The sequence below is a fragment of the Thalassobacillus devorans genome, assembly GCF_011761345.1.
Lineage (GTDB): Bacteria > Bacillota > Bacilli > Bacillales > Halobacillaceae > Thalassobacillus > Thalassobacillus devorans.
Window position 1 is genome coordinate 238,586 of the sequence record NZ_JAASRY010000003.1, and the last position, 17,332, is coordinate 255,917.

Consider the following 17,332-nt stretch of genomic DNA (forward strand, 5'->3'; position numbering starts at 1 on the left):
AATATAGCCAAGAATACGACAGTATTTTTAAGAATTTACGTAAATGTATTTACTTTATAATAAAATTTGATATTATATAGATGGAAATAATAATATATAAAGATAAATGAAAGGGGATAGCGAGTATGGTAACCTCTCTATCAATATTGTTTCTTACTGTTTTTGGCTTTTTCTCTGTTTATGCGGCGTTTGATTCACTGGTTACGCGCATCAAGAAACGCAAGCGCATGACACCACAAACGGAACCTATCCATCAGCAGCCTGTACTGGAGTTTGGACAACAGTAAGCTGCTCATTATATAGATTCTTTAAAAGCAGTACCTTCCTATATAAGGGGGGTACTGCTTTTTTATTGTTATTTCCATACTAAAAAATGCGGGAAGCAAAAGACTCGCTATCCCTATTTACTAAAAAAAGAATCCCCGATGCTGGAGGCAAGGGAATTCTGTATGTCCAGGAAATTCAATGTCTAATAAATAGGCAGTCCATCTACTTTAAATATACAGTTCATTGTATAAATACAATGTTTATCTTATTTTTATACAGAGTAAAAATTAACACTTTTAAGGATAACTTACATAAAAAATTTTTTTCGAAGAATGATAACTTGGAAAACCCTTGTCATTAAAGGGTTTATAAGCAAAAAGAAACACATGAAAGCGTTGTCTTTTTTGTAACATTGCATAGGTCTAAAGTTGCAGTTATTGTATAACGCTGTAATTGACTGACAATTTCATGGTATACTAATTTTCATACTCGAAAAGACTGAATTTTTTCATTTACACTACAATTTTAATTCCTTAAACAAGTTCTTCTTTGTTGAAGGGATAAAGTATAAGAAAGACTAATGCTTTTGCCACCAACACTTGGTGACAAACCAGGTTTTTCTACTATATAGAGGAGGAATGATCATGGAAAAACACGGATACCCAGTTCCACAGGGTCTTTACAATCCTGCCAATGAGCATGAGGCCTGTGGAATCGGTATGATCGCGAATATCAACGGAAGAAAATCCCATGATATCGTTCAAAACGCGGTTACAATTCTGTGTAACCTGGAACACCGCGGCGGTCAGTCAGCCGACGTCAACTCGGGGGATGGAGCCGGTATACTAACACAGATACCCCATCGTTTCTTTTTAAAACAATGTAAGAAGGAAAATATCGATCTTCCCGGAGAAGGGGAATATGGTGTAGGTATGATATTCCTTCCTCAAGATGAGTACAAACGATTGCAATGTATTGAAATTGTCGAAGATATCATCCGCGAGGAAGGCCAAGGACTGTTAGGATGGCGCACGGTACCTGTCAATGACTCCTTTGTCGGAGACAGTGCCAAGAAAACGAAGCCGTTCATCCGTCAGGTGTTTGTAGCACAATCCGAACAAATCACAGACAGGATGGAATTTGAACGACGCCTATATGTCATCCGTAAGCGTGCAGAAAATGAAATTGGCAAGATGGAAGCTTGTGACGATTTTTACATCAGCAGCTTATCGACAAGCACGATTGTTTATAAAGGGATGCTCATCCCTGAACAGTTAGACTCTTTTTATATTGACTTGAACCACCCTGATTTTATATCCGCATTGGCATTAGTACACTCCCGCTTCAGTACGAACACTTTCCCAAGTTGGAAGAGATCCCATCCAAACCGCTATACCATTCATAACGGTGAATTCAATACAATACGAGGAAATGTCAATTGGATGCGGGCGCGTCAAACGCTATGCCAATCGGAATACTTCAATGAAGAGGATTTAGAAAAAATCCTGCCAGTGATTGACGATAATGGCAGTGACTCTTCTATGTTCGATAATGCTTTTGAATTTTTGCATTTATCCGGACGCTCCTTGTCCCATACCGCCATGATGATGGTACCGGAACCTTGGCCGAATAACACGTCCATTGAAAAAGATAAGCGTGACTTCTATGAGTACCACAGTACGCTCATGGAGCCGTGGGATGGCCCGGCAGCGCTTGTCTTCACTAACGGAAGCCAGATCGGGGCATGTCTTGATCGTAATGGTCTTCGCCCAGCAAGGTATTATGTTACGAAAAATGGCATGATCGTCCTTGGTTCTGAGGTAGGCGCACTGGATATTTTTGACGATGAAATCGAATATAAAGATCGCTTACAGCCAAGTAAGATGCTTCTTGTTGACTTGGAGAAAGGAAAAATCATTCCAGACGAGGAGATCAAAGGTCAGGTAGTCAAAGAGCAGCCATATGATGAGTGGATCAATAAGCATATGCTTGATCTCGACGAGCTCCCACAACCGGTGGAAGAAGCCCCGCTGACAAAAGATGAAAAGCTGCTGGATCACCAGCTTGCCTTCGGCTATACGACCGAAGAATTGAGTAAGATTCTGAAGCCGATGGTTTCCGGCGGTAAGGATCCGGTCGGTTCTATGGGGTACGACTCCCCGCTCGCTGTGTTATCGAAAAAGCCTCAGCTTCTTTACAACTATTTCAAACAGCTTTTTGCCCAGGTAACCAACCCGGCGATTGATGCGATCCGTGAAGAAATCGTAACAGCAGTAGGGACGACGATTGGGGCAGAAGGAAACCTGGTCGATCCTAAGCCGAATAGCTGCAAACATATCCGTCTTGATACGTTTGCCTTGACTAACCGTCAATTGGAGACGCTTCGTCAGCAGAACGTCGATGGATTCCAGGCAGCAACACTGCCAATCCTATTCGATGCTAAAGTCGAAGGTTCCATGGAAGCCGCTTTAGAGGAGCTGTTCACCAAAGCGGATAAGGAAGTGGAAAAGGGCACCACGTTAATCATTTTATCGGACCGCGGAGTAAACCATGGCAAGGCCGCTATTCCTGCCTTGCTTGCAGTATCAGGTCTGCATCACCATTTAATCCGCCAGGGGACGCGCACCAAAGTGAGCCTGCTGATCGAGTCGGCAGAGCCTCGTGAAGTTCATCACTTTGCGACATTGCTCGGTTATGGTGCAGAAGGTATCAATGCTTACCTGGCGTTCGATTCCCTCAATGACTTGATTGAAAAAGGCGACCTCCAGGGCATCACATTTGACGAAGCGGTTGATAAGTATGTCAAATCGGTTACCGATGGAGTTGTCAAAGTACTATCGAAAATGGGTATCTCGACAATCCAAAGTTACCGCGGTGCTCAAATTTTTGAAGCCGTCGGCATCAGCAGTGAGGTTGTAAACAAGCACTTCACATGGACGTCTACCCGTCTTGGCGGAATTGGCCTTGATGTTATTGAAAAAGAAGTTTTGATGCGTCATAAGCGTGCGTATGGAGAGGAACGTGTGGCTTCTAAACAATTGGAAGCGGGGGATGAGTTCCAATATCGTGAAAATGGGGAGGATCATCAATATAATCCTCACACGATTCATTTATTGCAGCATGCATGCCGTTCCAATAACTATGAATTATTCAAAGAATATTCCCAGCTGCTGACGGATGAGCGGAACAACCTGCAATCACTCCGCGGCTTGCTGAAGTTTAAAAATCGGCGTTCGATTCCAATCGAAGAAGTCGAATCTGTCGATGATATTTGTAAAAGGTTCAAAACAGGTGCCATGTCATTTGGTGCCATCAGTCAAGAGGCCCACGAGGCACTTGCGATTGCCATGAACAAAATAGGCGGACGAAGTAACTCTGGAGAAGGCGGGGAAAACCCTGAGCGATTCACTCCGGACGAAAACGGGGACCTGCGCCGCAGTGCCATCAAGCAGATTGCATCCGGACGATTCGGTGTCAATAGCCATTACCTTGTGAACGCTGATGAGCTGCAGATTAAAGTTTCTCAAGGGGCAAAGCCTGGAGAAGGCGGTCATTTGCCTGGCAAGAAAGTTTACCCATGGATTGCAGAAGTGCGTGGTTCCACCACAGGTGTTGAATTGATTTCACCTCCACCGCACCATGATATCTATTCCATCGAAGACCTTGCTGAATTGATTCACAACTTGAAAAACGCTAACCCAAGAGCCCGGATCAGCGTCAAGCTTGTTTCTGCCGATGGTGTAGGTACGATCGCTGCCGGTGTAGCAAAAGGTAGAGCCGACCATGTATTGATCAGTGGATATGATGGAGGGACCGGAGCAGCTCCGCGGACCAGTATCAAACACGCTGGTATGCCTTGGGAAATCGGACTTGCCGAAACCCATCAGACTTTAGTGCTGAATAATCTGCGCGACCGTATTGCTGTCGAAGCAGACGGTAAGATGATGACCGGACGCGATATTATTTACGCTACCTTGTTAGGGGCAGAAGAATACGGCTTTTCTACGGCGCCGCTCGTGGTGTTGGGCTGTGTCATGATGCGTGTCTGCCACCTTGATACTTGTCCGGTTGGTGTCGCAACCCAAAACCCGGAACTGCGGAAGAAATTCACTGGGAATGCGGACCATGTTGCTAATTTCATGCGTTTTATCGCGCAGGAAGCACGCGAATTGATGGCGGAGCTTGGCTTCCGTACCATTAATGAAATGGTCGGTCGTTCCGATGTATTGGAGCCGAAAGAAGAGATCGATCATTGGAAAGCGAAAAGCATTGACTTTACGTCCTTGCTTTATCAGCCGGCCGTACCAGTAGGCGGCGGAACTTACCAGGTTCAACTGCAGGATCATGAACTGGGTTCGAAACTGGACATGCAAGAATTGATGCCGCTATGTAAAAAAGCGATTGAAACGAAAGAACCAGTGGAAGTAAACCACTCCATCCGTAACATCAACCGTGTAACCGGTACGATTCTTGGAAGCGAGATCACCCGTCGCCATGGTGCGGAGGGCTTGCCGGAAGACACCATTCGCCTGAATCTGAAAGGATCAGCCGGACAGAGTTTCGGTGCATTTATTCCTAAAGGCATGACGATGACCTTGATTGGCGATGCCAACGACTATGTTGGTAAAGGATTATCCGGCGGTAAAATCATCGTCCACCCTTCCCAGGACTCTACATTTGTCCCAGAAGAGAACACGATTGTCGGAAACGTTTCTTTCTATGGCGCCACTGACGGGGAAGCGTATATCAACGGAATCGCCGGCGAACGTTTCTGTGTCCGTAATAGTGGAGCGAATGTAGTTGTCGAAGGAATCGGTGATCATGGCTGCGAATATATGACTGGCGGAAAAGTAGTCGTTCTCGGTGCAACCGGCCGTAACTTTGCAGCAGGTATGTCAGGCGGTGTCGCTTATATCCTGGAAGAGGAGCAAGGACTGTTTGACAGTAAATGCAATCAGGAACTTGTAGCTCTCGAGCGCTTGACCGATCAGCAGGAAATCACGGAGCTATACAAGATGATCGCGAAGCATGTGGAATATACCAATAGTCCAAAAGGGCATCGCATCTTGAATGATTGGGATTCTTATGTATCGAAATTTGTACGTGTCATCCCTACGGCTTATCGTGAAATGGAAGACCGCATCAAGAGCCTGCTCGATACAGGTATAAGTAAGTTCGATGCTGAAATGACAGCATTTGAAGAAAGCAAACGAAGCAAAGAGCTAGTCAAATAATAGGAGGGGGATACGATGGGAAAGGCAACAGGATTTATGGAATACGAACGTCAATCACAACGTGAACGTGACCCTTCTGAACGTACGAAAGACTGGTCGGACTATACAGCTCCGATGAAAGACGAAGAGGTCCAAATTCAAGGGGCACGCTGCATGGACTGCGGCGTTCCCACCTGTCATACAGGTACAGAAATACAAGGACAGACAACAGGCTGTCCAGTCAACCACCTGATTCCGGAATGGAATGATCTCGTATACCGTGGTCAATGGCATGAAGCGCTGAAAAAAGAGCATGAGCGTAACAACTTCCCTGAGTTCACTGGGATCGCCTGCCCGGCACCTTGTGAAGGTGCCTGCGTCCTTGGCATCAATGAACCGCCCGTGGCTATCCGTAGTGTCGAGCGCGCCATCATTGAAAAGGGATTTGATGAGGGCTGGGTAAAACCGGAACCACCAGAACAGCGTACTGGTAAAAAAGTTGCTGTAGTAGGTTCAGGGCCTGCTGGACTTGCAGCTGCTGCCCAATTGAACAAAGCCGGACACTGGGTGACTGTATTTGAACGCAGTGACCGTGTCGGCGGTCTTTTGACTTATGGCATCCCTGAGATGAAGCTCCCGTATGAGGTAGTCGAACGCCGCGTCAATATCCTGAAAGCAGAAGGAATTGAATTCGTTACGAATACAGAAGTCGGTAAAGACTATCCAGAGGATAAACTGAACGAAGACTTTGATTCTGTCATTCTTTGCGGAGGATCACAGGTGCACCGTGACATCCCGGCTGACGGCAGAGAATTAAAAGGTATCCATTATGCGATGGATTTCCTTCATTCCAATACAAAGAGCTTGTTGGACTCTAACCACGAAGATGGTAATTATATCTCTGCGAAAGATAAGGACGTAATTGTCATCGGTGGGGGAGACACGGGAACAGACTGTCTTGCTACTTCTGTCCGTCATAATTGTAAGAGTCTTACCCAGTTTGATATCTATGATAAAAAGCTGTCTGCCCGTGATACAGAAGATAATCCATGGCCACAGTGGCCGGTTGTCCACCGTGTCGAATATGGCCATAAAGAAGCTGCAGCCGTGTTGGGCGACGACCCACGCGCCTACGCTGTCATGACAAAGAAATTCGTCGGTGACGAAAACGGACATGTCAAAGAAGTCCATACGGTAAACGTCAAGTTGACCAAGGATGAAAACGGCAAACGCATCCGTGAAGAAATTCCAGGAACAGAAAAAGTATGGCCTGCTGATCTTGTCCTGCTCGCGATCGGGTTTAAAGGTCCGGATCAGGATTTAATCAAGCAGCTTGGTGTTGAAACTACCGAACGTTCCACTATCAAAGCGGAATACGGCGATTATCGTACCAATGTTGAAGGCGTATTTGCAGCCGGAGATATGCGTCGTGGCCAAAGCCTGATCGTCTGGGCAATCAACGAAGGACGCGAAGCAGCCCGCGAATGCGACCGCTACCTCATGGGATCTACCGTATTGCCATAACATGTATTACTCATAAATAAATCGTCCAGGATTTTCCCTGGGCGATTTTTTAGTACCCTTATTTCATTAATTTCATATCAGAATAGGAGAGACACTCCGCCTATTGTTTTGACGTAAGGGTGATAAAGACCATCTCAGACGAACTTTTGATTGCTTAAGGTTCTTATACTGCTTATAAAGACCATAACCATAGCATTGTTACTTTCTAATGGTCATTATCCACTCTATAAAGACCCTTAGCATTCTAATTTTCAATGTAATGGTCTTTAGAGGAATAAATTAATAGATTATCCGAAGCACCTTCCTCCTGATTCGGAGATTACGCAGGTCAGTTATTTCACAAGCTATCCTAACTCTGGACTGCGCCAATGGATTCAACCACCTCGGAATCGAGTCTTCGTCAAATCTGACAGTTTGGTGAGTGAGATCAATCCCAGAGGGGGATATCGAGGCATCCATGATAAAATAAGAGAAACGAGATAATTCATTTTTATTAATCATAAGATAGGAGTAGTACAAGTAGTGGAGGTGGGATTGTGAAAAAGCGATTTGTGATTTGGACTGCCGGTATCTATATCCTTTATGTCCTCGTTATGGGGGCTTACTTATTCTGGTGGGCTGATTTTGGTGTGCCTGAAGCTTACGAGGGGACCGGGGCAGACCCGGCTACATTCATGACAGATCGACAACTTGAACTGAGCCAGGACTATTCCCGCTATCAATCGATGTTGTATTTCCTTGGCCTTCCACTGGAGTGGATCATTTACCTCGGCGTCCTGGTGTTTGGGGTATCACGACTGTTCAGAGATTTCGGTGAACGCGTGTCCCGCTTTACATTTATCAATATTCCGATTTATGTCCTCCTGCTGTCCACATTGACATGGGTGCTGACATTCCCGCTCGATTATGCGAGACGGACCCTGTCGGTCAACTATGGTATCGGGACACAAAGCTTCACAGGATGGATGCGCGATCAATTAATCAGCTTCTGGATCGGTACACTTATTATGGCAATGCTCATCACGGTCCTCTATGTGTTAATCCGTCGCTTTCAAAAACGGTGGTGGTTATATGCCTGGATGTTGATGATTCCATTTATGATTTTTATGATGTACATCCAGCCGGTTGTCATCGACCCGCTTTACAATGATTTTTCCCGGTTGAGCAATCCTCAGCTGGAAGAAAAAATACTGGCTATGGCCGAACAAGCGGATATCCCGGCGGAGCGGGTTTATGAAGTGAACATGTCCGAGAAAACTAACGCCATGAACGCTTATGTCAATGGCATTGGCTCGAACCTGCGTATCGTTTTGTGGGATACGACCTTGAACAAACTGGACGAATCAGAAGTGCTGTTCATCATGGCGCATGAAATCGGCCATTATGTGAAAAATCACTTATTATGGATGCTGGCAGGATCTATTGCCGTCACGTTTGGTGGATTATATGTCGGTTACCGTATTTTCCATGTGGTTATTAACCGGTGGGGTAACACGTGGAAGGTAAAAGGTGTTACAGATGTCGCGTCTCTTCCAGCGCTGCTCTTGATTTTTTCTTTGTTGTCTTTTATTGCTAACCCGGTAGAACTCGCGGTGTCGCGAAATGCCGAGAAGTCGGCTGATGAATATGCAATTGAAATGACACAGGATAGGGAGGCTGCCGTTGGATCGTTTCAGCAATTGACCGTCACAGCGCTCAGCGATGTCAACCCTCCTGCCCTGGTAAAATACTTGCGTTACGGTCATCCGACGATGATGGAGCGAATAACGATGCTGGAATCCTATCAACAATGACAAAAAGAAGAGCCAGGCTTCTGAGCCTGGCTCCTTTATTAATTTTCATTCATAATATCTGCCACGATTTCAAACGAACGGAGGCGTTTCTTGTGATCATAGATTTGAGAAGTAACCATAATCTCATCCGCTTTTGTTTCCTCGATAAATTCTTCCAGCTTCCGCTTCACTGTTTCTCTGCTGCCAATAATCGAAGCACCTAGCTGTTGTTGTAACGCAGCATGTTCATGCGGCGACCACAGTTCATCCATATTATCCACTGGAGGCTGCAATGGCGCTTCATCGTTGCGAATCAGGTTCAGGAATTGCTGGTAAAGGGAAGTCGCCAGATATTCCGCTTCCTCATCTGTTTCTGCGGCCACTACATTCAAGCCCATCATGGCGTGAGGTTGTTCAAGCGCTTCTGAAGGCTGGAAGTGTCGGCGGTATAAATCCAGCGCTGCCAGCGTATTGTTTGGTGAAAAGTGACTGGCAAACGAGAATGGCAAACCGAGCTGTCCGGCAAGCTGTGCACTGAATCCGCTGGAACCAAGCAGCCAAATTGGAATGTCCAGTCCCTGTCCAGGTACAGCGCGGATCGGTTTTTCGCTAACCGCTAATGCAGGGTCGAAATAAGCCCTTAATTCTTGAAGAAGCTGAGGGAAGTCCTGTCCATCGCTTCTTCGTCCTCTTCTGAGGGCTTGAGCGGTCAGTTGATCCGTTCCGGGAGCTCGTCCTAGTCCAAGGTCAATCCGCCCTGGATAAAGGGACTCCAGGGTGCCGAAATGCTCAGCAATAATCAGCGGAGCATGATTGGGAAGCATGATGCCACCGGAGCCGACCCGGATGGTAGATGTATTTTCGGCGACATGACCGATGATGACAGAAGTAGCCGAACTGGCAATGAACGGCATATTATGGTGTTCTGCCAGCCAATAGCGGTTGTAACCCAGCTTTTCCGCATGCTGAGCCAAATCCACCGTATTTTTGAAAGCATCCCTCGGTGTCCCGCCTTCAATGATGGGAGCCAAATCCAGTACGGAAAACGGGATTTCCTGTAATGTTTTATATTCAGAAGACATGTTATTCCACTTCTTTCTATGAAAGTTTAAATCTTAAAACTTACGTACAGTTTAACAATTACAGGAAACCGGCACCAAATAAAATGTTTAAGGCATTAAAAAAAGTACAAAGGCAACGCGCCTTTGTACTAAATGGTGAAAAATATATTGGCATCGCCGGCTTGCTGCAAGGCTTCTTTTTTATTCTTGGTGGGTAGAGAGCGGTATCTGCTTCTTAGCATGAGAGACAACACCCTTAGGATCTTTCCTGATAAAAACCCTGCCTAGCCGAGTAGGAAGCCTGCTTTCTTTTAAAAGAAGCTGTCTTTCCTGCTTCCTGTTCATGCTCATTCCCACTGGTCTGTTTCTCCAGCTTGTAGACAAGCACTCCTCCGATTAACAAGGTGATTCCGAGCAGCTTCTGCCAGGAAAGTGCGGCAGCTTCAAATCCAAACCAGCCACCTGTATTAATAATAAAAGCTATAACAATTTGCGAAATAAGTGCAATCGAGATGGCGTAAGCCGGGCCAATCAAAGTTACCCCTCTCATTAAAAAGAAAACGATTCCTACGCCAAATACTCCCCCAAACAAGAATACAGGATTCACATTTCCAAATTCTAAAATGCTTTTTTTCTCGATGGAATAAAAGACCGGTAATGAACAGACAAGACCTAAACCGAGTACTAGAGAAGTCGTCGCCCATGGACCTGTTTTTTCACTTACTCTGGCATTGAATACATTCTGCAGGCTGATTAAAATACCTGCGATAACTGCTAATAACACTCCAGTCATCAGTGTTCCTCCTTATTCATAGATATTCCCTTTTGCAAGGATGCTGAGCTTTTCCAGGTCTTTAATGGCAATCGAGCCATTAGCCCGTTCAATGATATTGTCAGTCGCCATCTTCTTTAAAACACGATTTAAATGACGATAGCTTGTACCTAACCATTCGGCCAGCTCCATTAAATTCGATGTATGCATTTCCTGATGGAATATCGTACCTTCACTGACTGAGGAAATCGATAACAAATAGCTGGCGAGGCGCACTTCCACCGGGTAAAGCATGTTAAGGTTCGTGGTATGGGCTTCGGTATAAAACTTTCGGGCTAACGTTTCCAGTAAGAAACGAGTAAATGGCGGGTGATCTTGTTCCAGATTCGCCAAATCGGCAAATGATGCTGCAAGCATCACGCCATCCGTTACAGCCTCAACGGAATTGAACACCGTATTTCTTTTGACATACTCAACATCTCCGATCAGTTCCAGCGGACGCTTGAACCGGTTGATTAATGATTTTCCTTCAGGAGTAAGCGTAAAGATTTTTATTTTCCCATCTACCAGAATATAGATTTCCTCCAGCTCTTCGCCTGCTGAGAATAATACATTTCCTTTCTTGAACTGATAAACCTTCATTAGGGGTCTGAAATGTTCTGGAAAGACCTTATCAAGCTCATAACGCTTGATATAGACCTCTGCATCAGCGGATTTTATTTCTTTCACCGTTTAAACACCTTCTTTTACAATTGGAAAAGAATAACACCTGCAAGCATCATCGTTAGCCCGAGTCCTTGTCGCAGCGTAATAGGAATTCTCTTTTCCCCGAACCAACCTTGTGATTCTATGATAAATGCCGTTCCTATCTGAGCAACGAGAAGGATAGCAATAGCTGCGGCAGGGCCAATACTATGAATGGCTGTCAACTCTGAAAAAACGACAATGACACCAAATGACCCTCCAATTAAATATAGAAATGGAACGTTTCTGAAGCTCTTCCCTTTTCCATCTCTTACTTTTATATAAATAATCATAGCGATTGTAAAGGCTACGATATGGACCATTACCGTCGTATGCCATCCACCAATCGCATCGCTCATTCTTGCGTTAAAAATTCCCTGCATCGTGATACAGATTCCTCCAAGCAGCGAAAATAAAGCACCTTTCATCCTTCATCCTCCTATCAGCATTTATTTAAAAGGAAGATGAATATTTTTGAAAGGACATATGTCCTAAGTAGTTATAATTTCTCCAAAATTGCTTTAACTTAACCACAAAAAAAGCTTAGAGCGCTTGTATCATGCTCTAAGCTTAGGAGGCGTTTCGAATATTAGTCAACTTATTTCTTTCTTGCGATGAATAAGAAAATTGTAATAAGTGTAAATGCCGTCAGTGCCAGGAAAGGGATCGTAATGAACCCGAGCCAGTTTATATATTCCGCACTACAAGGAACACCGCCGACGCAAGGTTTGATGCTCGCAAATCCAGGGATTTTTTGCTCCATATAATGAAAAATGGAAACAAGTCCGCCAATAATGGAAAGCGGCAAGGCATATTTAATGATGCTGCGGTCATTCAGGAAGGTTGCGATACCGAGAATAATGCTGAGCGGGTACATGAAAATTCGCTGCACCCAGCATAATTCACACGGAATGAACTCTCTTATTTCACTGAAGTAAAGACTGCCTAACGTTGCAATGACAGACACGAGCCATGCGAGATAAAGAAAAATCGGCTGATCATTCGTTTTCTTACTCATTGCTTTCCTCTATCGCCTTTTCAATTTTCGTGGAGATTTCTTCATAATTAAATGGATCTTCCACCATCTCGCCATTGATCATGATGGTCGGTGTAACCTGGACGCCATGTTCCTTGACCAGGTTGTCATCTTTTCCCACTTCCTGCTGGATCTCTTCGGAGTCCATATCTTCGTTCATCTTTTCAGTATCAATGGATGGCACGCTTTCTTCCGCTACTTCAATGATCTTTTCTTTCGTCAGCCAGCCTTCCTGATGTTCTTCCGGCTGGGCTTCATATAACGCTTTTGAGAAATCCCAGAATGCTTCTGAATCTTGTTTATATACAGCTTCACCCGCCGAGGAAGCAAGCTCTGAGTCCTCGCCATGGAACAGAACATTAATATACGTGAAGTTGACATCTCCTGTGTCAATGTAATCCTGTTTCACCAGAGGGAATGCCTGGTCGCTCCATACTTTACATGCCGGGCACAGGTAATCTCCGAATTCCACGATTTCAACCGGTGCATCCGACTCCCCGATTGTTGGCTGACCATCGATTGCCGGAGCATCACCGCCGGAAGAAACCGTATCGTTCTCCCCGCTATTACTGTTATTGTCTAACACAACAAAAGCAGCAATCAATCCAATGACTACAACCGTCAGTATTACAACAAACTTCATGGATCCTTTGTTTTCCGCCATAATTCCACTCCTGTATCTATGTAGATTAAATTTGTTTTAAATCAAGACCAATAACATCAACATGGTATCATAAAAAGACAGGACATACGTGAAGAATATATTGATATTTTTTGACAATCTTCTTTGATTATATACTTTCCAGCCAATGGTGAAAAGGGAACTGTCTTGTTAAGAAGAAGGAAAAAGAAGTTTAAAAGACTCTTTCGGGTGGAACCTATATCATTCTCCTTTTTACCGAAAGGTATTTGTTGTTGGAAAGCCTCTAAACAATCAATAATAGCTATTGAAAGCGCTGACGGATCTTTGCTATGATAGATTTGTAACAATCAAATGAATAGCTATAAACACTACTAGGGGTGCCCTGAATGGCGGGCTGAGAGGAAAGCGCGTAAAGCTTTCCGACTCTTATAGACCTGACCTGGTTAGTACCAGCGGAGGGAAGTAGTCGGAAGATACGTCTATTTTCTTTTAACCTACCAAGTCAGGTCCTATCAGGATTCTGGCTTTTTTGTATTTCAAGGGCACCCACGGTAGAGAAAGGAGGAAGAAGATGAACCGGACCCGTCTGCTTACGACGATGGCGGTGTTTGTCGCTATCGGTACCATGGGAGCGCAGCTGCTCTGGTTTCCTGCAGGAGTGGCCAAAGCGTACCCTGTTCAGCATGCAGTTAATGTGATGGCGGCCGTAACACTTGGGCCTATCCCCGCGGTGATCATTGCTTTTATGATCGGGCTTTTACGCAATCTGCTTGGCCTTGGGACACTGCTTGCCTTTCCAGGCGGGATGGTGGGTGCTTTCTTAGCAGGCTATTTGTATCAGAAGCTGGGAAGAAAAGCATGGGCTGCTGTTGGCGAGGTCGTTGGTACTGGAGTGATTGGTGCTTTATTTGCAGTCCCATTTGCGAATGTACTGATGGGAAGTGCAGTCGGAGCGTTGTTTTTCCTGCCATCGTTTTTAGTCAGCAGCATCAGCGGCGCTGTCATCGGGTGGCTTGTTGTCATAAAAATCAGGCAAGATCAATTATTTCATTCAGTGAGAAGAGTTTCTTAAATAACCCATATACGGAAAACTGCTAGGGGCGCGTTCAGCTGAGATAAGGAATCATTCCTTTGTCCCTTGGAACCTGATCTGGATAATGCCAGCGCAGGGAAGTAGGAGAGGACTAACTTCATTACCCTCTATCTATCTACTTTTATTCCCCCTAGTAGCTTCCTGACTATTAAAGGAGGCTTACCATGACTTTCTCAGAAAGCTTAAGAAAAGAAAATGACGCTATATTTAAGGAGATATTCAACCATCCATTTGTAGACGGAATTGGAAAAGGTAAGGTGCCTAAAGAAGCCCTCAAGCACTATATTAAGGCGGACTTTGAGTATTTGAATGCATTCATGCACATTTATGGTATTGCCGTCTCTAAATCTAGTAATCGAGACGATATCTCTCTCTTCCATGATCAAATAGGCTTTGTTCTAAACAGTGAAACGCATCCACATCATAACTTTTGTGAGCAGGCGGGTGTAGTTTATGAAGACATGCAGGGATACCCGCTCCCACCGACGGCAGACCACTACATCAAGCACATGATGTACCATGCCCAAATAGGAGACTTAGGTGAAATTCTTTGTGCCCTGCTGCCCTGTCCGTGGACCTATCTCGAAATTGGCAAGGTGCTGATGGAAAAATATAAACCGAATGATGATCATCCATTTTATCCCTGGATAACTTTCTATGCAGAGGCAGAGGTGAGAGGCCTGACTGGAAAGCTGTGCGACCGACTGGATAAATTAGCAGAAGAAGCATCCGGACGGCAACTCATTCGCATGAAAGAAGCTTTCCGAAAAAGCTGTCAGTTGGAACTTGCATTTTGGGAGATGGCTTATACTTGTGAAGAATGGCCGGTTAAGGAAGGAGTGATACAACAATGAGTAACGTTATTCCTTGTGCCCTTACCATAGCGGGAAGCGATTCAAGTGGCGGAGCAGGTATTCAGGCTGATTTGAAAACCTTTCAGGAGCTGAAATGCTACGGTATGTCCGTTCTCACGTCGGTGACGGCACAAAATACTACAGGAGTCCAGGGTGTCCATCATTTGCCCGGGGGTATGATAAAGCAACAGATAGACTCCATTTATACAGATATCCGCGTCGATGCAGTGAAGACAGGCATGATTGCAAATATAGAGATGATGGAAGTTATCGCAGAGGCCATCCCAGGATTTCAGGCACCTTATGTCATGGATCCCGTGATGGTAGCGACAAGCGGTGACCCGCTCATTGAACCGGAAGCGCGTGATTATCTGTGTCAGCAGCTGATTCCAATGACCACTGTTGTGACGCCCAATATAGCAGAGGCTGCATTTATTACGAAAGAAAAAATTGAAACAGTAGCCGATATGAAGGAAGCGGCAAAGCATATGGTCCATGGCTTCGGGGCAGGAGCGGCCCTTATCAAAGGAGGACACCTGCAAGAGGCAGCCATCGATGTTATGTATGACGGTAATAAAGTGTATACGTTTGAGACAGACCGGATTCCTACAAAAAACACGCATGGCACCGGATGCACGTATTCTGCTGCAATTACGGCTTATTTAAGCCAGGGCCTTCCATTAGTGAGTGCGGTAGAACGCTCGAAGCATTATATTACAGCAGCGATACGGCACGCATTCGACATTGGCGAGGGGAATGGTCCGACCAATCACTGGGCGATACGGGAGGAGGTCAGGCAGTGAATGTAATCGAAGAGGTTAGAAAAAACACACCACTCATCCATCATTTGACCAATCAGGTGGTTATGAATTTCACAGCTAATGGCCTGCTTTCTTTTGGTGGGGCGCCAGTCATGGCAAAAGCTGAAGAGGAAGCAGCAGAAATGGCTGCCAATGCCGATGGTCTGCTGATAAACATTGGCACGCTGACTGCTCCAGAAATTCCAGCCATGATAAAAGCGGGGCAGGCAGCTAACGACAAGGGCATTCCAGTTGTCCTTGACCCAGTTGGTGTGGCCGCAACCCCTTTTCGCAGACATGCCGTCGCAGAAATATTACAAGTAGTCCAACCGACAGCTATCAAAGGGAATGCTGCTGAACTAGCGAATCTTGTCGATATTTCCTGGGAAATGAAAGGTGTCGAATCACGCGGGTCGGGTGATATCAGCGAGGTGGCAAAACAGGTAGCTAACCGTTACAACACGTTGGCAGTCGTAACAGGTGCTACGGATGTCGTCTGTGATGGCAAGCGTATGGAAACCAATGAGACCGGGCATGCCATCCTTTCTAAAGTAACCGGAGCAGGCTGTCTGTTAGGATCTGTTTTGGCTGCTTGCCTGACAGTAGAAGGTAATGCTGAAATGCAGGCGCTGGCGGCCGTAGAGTTTTATGGTTTAGCAGCCGAGTATGCCGCGAATAATATTGCGGTAACCGGACCAGGCACGTTTGTTCCTGCATTTCTCGATGCACTTTCCCTGGAAACTGCTCAACTGAGGAGGACAAATTCTTGAAATTAAAAGATAGGCTTCATAAATATTTAGTGATGGGCAGCGTGAATTGCGACCGAGCACCCGAAGAAATTTTAAGAGAAGCCATCAAGGGGGGGATCACCGCTTTTCAATACCGTGAAAAAGGAGAAGGAGCTTTACAAGGAAAAGAAAAATTACAACTAGGGCTGCTTTTGCGCCAAATATGCAAGCAACATGGTGTCCTGTTTATCATTAATGATGATACAGACTTGGCTGAAGCACTCAATGCAGATGGGATACATGTTGGACAAAGCGATGAATCGCCTGCCGCTCTGCGTGAAGTTTTCCCCGACAAAATAATCGGTTTATCCGTATCCAGCTGGGCTGAGGTTGAGAAAAGCCCGATAGGTGCGGTGGACTACCTGGGGGCAGGACCCATGTTTTCCACCACTAGCAAGGCAGATGCAAAAAATCCTGTCGGTCCTGAATGGGTGAGAGAGCTTAGGAAGAAATATCCTTCTATACCGATAGTCGGAATTGGCGGCATCAGTTGTGGAAACTCTAACGATGTCCTTTCGGCAGGTGCTGATGGGGTAGCAGTTATCAGCGCCGTCACCCAGGCAGCTGATATCCCTCAGGCCGTTCGACAGCTTTAACACTTCCCGCCCCTGAATAACCAGGAAATGGTCATTCAGGGGCTTTTTCTACGGAACGCAGCTTGCAAATCCACGTCAGATATTCCAAAATGTAAATAAAGGAAGACCTCGAACAACTTCTAATTAAAAGAGATACATAGTAAAATAGAATAACATTCATAAAACAGTC

Annotated in this window: 15 protein-coding genes and 2 riboswitches; of the genes, 9 read left to right on the top strand and 6 right to left on the bottom strand. The window is 45.4% G+C overall.

Annotation, left to right across the window (positions count from 1 at the left end; genetic code table 11):
• Positions 1 to 125 precede the first annotated feature (125 nt).
• The 4 genes from FHS45_RS12185 (at position 126) to FHS45_RS12200 (ending at position 8,797) form a co-directional block, all read left to right on the top strand.
• Positions 126 to 287: a hypothetical protein gene (locus FHS45_RS12185; protein WP_157620161.1), complete on the top strand. Its 162-nt coding sequence runs from the start codon at positions 126 to 128 to the stop codon at positions 285 to 287.
• A 624-nt stretch (positions 288 to 911) separates the two neighbouring features.
• On the top strand, positions 912 to 5,501 hold the full coding sequence (gene gltB / locus FHS45_RS12190; RefSeq protein ID WP_062443116.1) for a glutamate synthase large subunit: 4,590 nt from the start codon (positions 912 to 914) through the stop codon (positions 5,499 to 5,501).
• Between the two features lie 15 nt (positions 5,502 to 5,516).
• Complete coding sequence (locus FHS45_RS12195; protein ID WP_062443112.1) at positions 5,517 to 7,004, top strand: glutamate synthase subunit beta; 1,488 nt, start codon at positions 5,517 to 5,519, stop codon at positions 7,002 to 7,004.
• Between the two features lie 536 nt (positions 7,005 to 7,540).
• Positions 7,541 to 8,797: a M48 family metallopeptidase gene (locus tag FHS45_RS12200; protein ID WP_148350058.1), complete on the top strand. Its 1,257-nt coding sequence runs from the start codon at positions 7,541 to 7,543 to the stop codon at positions 8,795 to 8,797.
• Positions 8,798 to 8,835: 38 nt separating this feature from the next.
• Here the strand turns inward: FHS45_RS12200 and FHS45_RS12205 are convergent, their stop codons facing one another.
• The 6 genes from FHS45_RS12205 to FHS45_RS12230 form a co-directional block, all read right to left on the bottom strand.
• Complete coding sequence (locus tag FHS45_RS12205) at positions 8,836 to 9,858, bottom strand: LLM class flavin-dependent oxidoreductase (RefSeq protein ID WP_062443109.1); 1,023 nt, start codon at positions 9,856 to 9,858, stop codon at positions 8,836 to 8,838.
• Between the two features lie 235 nt (positions 9,859 to 10,093).
• A complete protein-coding gene (locus FHS45_RS12210) occupies positions 10,094 to 10,630 on the bottom strand; it encodes a DMT family transporter (RefSeq protein WP_082411963.1) in 537 nt (178 codons plus the stop codon).
• 12 nt (positions 10,631 to 10,642) lie between these two features.
• The gene (locus tag FHS45_RS12215) at positions 10,643 to 11,338 is read right to left on the bottom strand and encodes a Crp/Fnr family transcriptional regulator (RefSeq protein ID WP_062443101.1); all 696 of its coding nucleotides are present in this window, start codon (positions 11,336 to 11,338) and stop codon (positions 10,643 to 10,645) included.
• A 17-nt stretch (positions 11,339 to 11,355) separates the two neighbouring features.
• The gene (locus FHS45_RS12220) at positions 11,356 to 11,781 is read right to left on the bottom strand and encodes a DMT family transporter (protein WP_062443098.1); all 426 of its coding nucleotides are present in this window, start codon (positions 11,779 to 11,781) and stop codon (positions 11,356 to 11,358) included.
• Positions 11,782 to 11,951: 170 nt separating this feature from the next.
• Positions 11,952 to 12,371, bottom strand: a complete 420-nt coding sequence (locus FHS45_RS12225; RefSeq protein ID WP_062443094.1) for a disulfide oxidoreductase — start codon at positions 12,369 to 12,371, stop codon at positions 11,952 to 11,954.
• Positions 12,364 to 13,053 (bottom strand): DsbA family protein, encoded by a 690-nt coding sequence (locus FHS45_RS12230; protein ID WP_062443090.1) that lies wholly within the window; start codon positions 13,051 to 13,053, stop codon positions 12,364 to 12,366. Before FHS45_RS12230 ends, FHS45_RS12225 begins: the two co-directional genes overlap by 8 nt.
• 342 nt (positions 13,054 to 13,395) lie before the next feature.
• A riboswitch (TPP riboswitch) is annotated at positions 13,396 to 13,510 on the top strand.
• A gap of 93 nt (positions 13,511 to 13,603) precedes the next feature.
• Here FHS45_RS12230 and thiW point away from each other — a divergent pair.
• From thiW to thiE, 5 genes are all read left to right on the top strand, one after another.
• Positions 13,604 to 14,104 (top strand): energy coupling factor transporter S component ThiW, encoded by a 501-nt coding sequence (thiW, locus tag FHS45_RS12235; protein WP_062443087.1) that lies wholly within the window; start codon positions 13,604 to 13,606, stop codon positions 14,102 to 14,104.
• 14 nt (positions 14,105 to 14,118) lie between these two features.
• Positions 14,119 to 14,221, top strand: a riboswitch (TPP riboswitch).
• Between the two features lie 68 nt (positions 14,222 to 14,289).
• Positions 14,290 to 14,979 (top strand): thiaminase II, encoded by a 690-nt coding sequence (gene tenA, locus FHS45_RS12240; protein WP_062443084.1) that lies wholly within the window; start codon positions 14,290 to 14,292, stop codon positions 14,977 to 14,979.
• A complete protein-coding gene (gene thiD / locus FHS45_RS20220) occupies positions 14,976 to 15,782 on the top strand; it encodes a bifunctional hydroxymethylpyrimidine kinase/phosphomethylpyrimidine kinase (RefSeq protein ID WP_062443082.1) in 807 nt (268 codons plus the stop codon). The genes tenA and thiD overlap by 4 nt, the downstream gene beginning before the upstream one ends.
• Complete coding sequence (thiM, locus tag FHS45_RS12245) at positions 15,779 to 16,549, top strand: hydroxyethylthiazole kinase (RefSeq protein ID WP_229717909.1); 771 nt, start codon at positions 15,779 to 15,781, stop codon at positions 16,547 to 16,549. Before thiD ends, thiM begins: the two co-directional genes overlap by 4 nt.
• Positions 16,546 to 17,163, top strand: coding sequence for a thiamine phosphate synthase (gene thiE / locus FHS45_RS12250; protein ID WP_082411961.1), 618 nt, complete (start codon positions 16,546 to 16,548; stop codon positions 17,161 to 17,163). The genes thiM and thiE overlap by 4 nt, the downstream gene beginning before the upstream one ends.
• Positions 17,164 to 17,332 lie beyond the last annotated feature (169 nt).

Coding starts and splice junctions, on each gene's coding strand:
- gltB (WP_062443116.1), top strand. CDS start 912: ATGGAAAAACACGGATACCCAGTTCCACAGGGTCTTTACAATCCTGCC.
- FHS45_RS12225 (WP_062443094.1), bottom strand. CDS start 12,371: ATGAGTAAGAAAACGAATGATCAGCCGATTTTTCTTTATCTCGCATGG.
- FHS45_RS12205 (WP_062443109.1), bottom strand. CDS start 9,858: ATGTCTTCTGAATATAAAACATTACAGGAAATCCCGTTTTCCGTACTG.
- FHS45_RS12230 (WP_062443090.1), bottom strand. CDS start 13,053: ATGGCGGAAAACAAAGGATCCATGAAGTTTGTTGTAATACTGACGGTT.
- FHS45_RS12210 (WP_082411963.1), bottom strand. CDS start 10,630: ATGACTGGAGTGTTATTAGCAGTTATCGCAGGTATTTTAATCAGCCTG.
- FHS45_RS12220 (WP_062443098.1), bottom strand. CDS start 11,781: ATGAAAGGTGCTTTATTTTCGCTGCTTGGAGGAATCTGTATCACGATG.
- FHS45_RS12195 (WP_062443112.1), top strand. CDS start 5,517: ATGGGAAAGGCAACAGGATTTATGGAATACGAACGTCAATCACAACGT.
- tenA (WP_062443084.1), top strand. CDS start 14,290: ATGACTTTCTCAGAAAGCTTAAGAAAAGAAAATGACGCTATATTTAAG.
- thiW (WP_062443087.1), top strand. CDS start 13,604: ATGAACCGGACCCGTCTGCTTACGACGATGGCGGTGTTTGTCGCTATC.
- FHS45_RS12185 (WP_157620161.1), top strand. CDS start 126: ATGGTAACCTCTCTATCAATATTGTTTCTTACTGTTTTTGGCTTTTTC.
- thiD (WP_062443082.1), top strand. CDS start 14,976: ATGAGTAACGTTATTCCTTGTGCCCTTACCATAGCGGGAAGCGATTCA.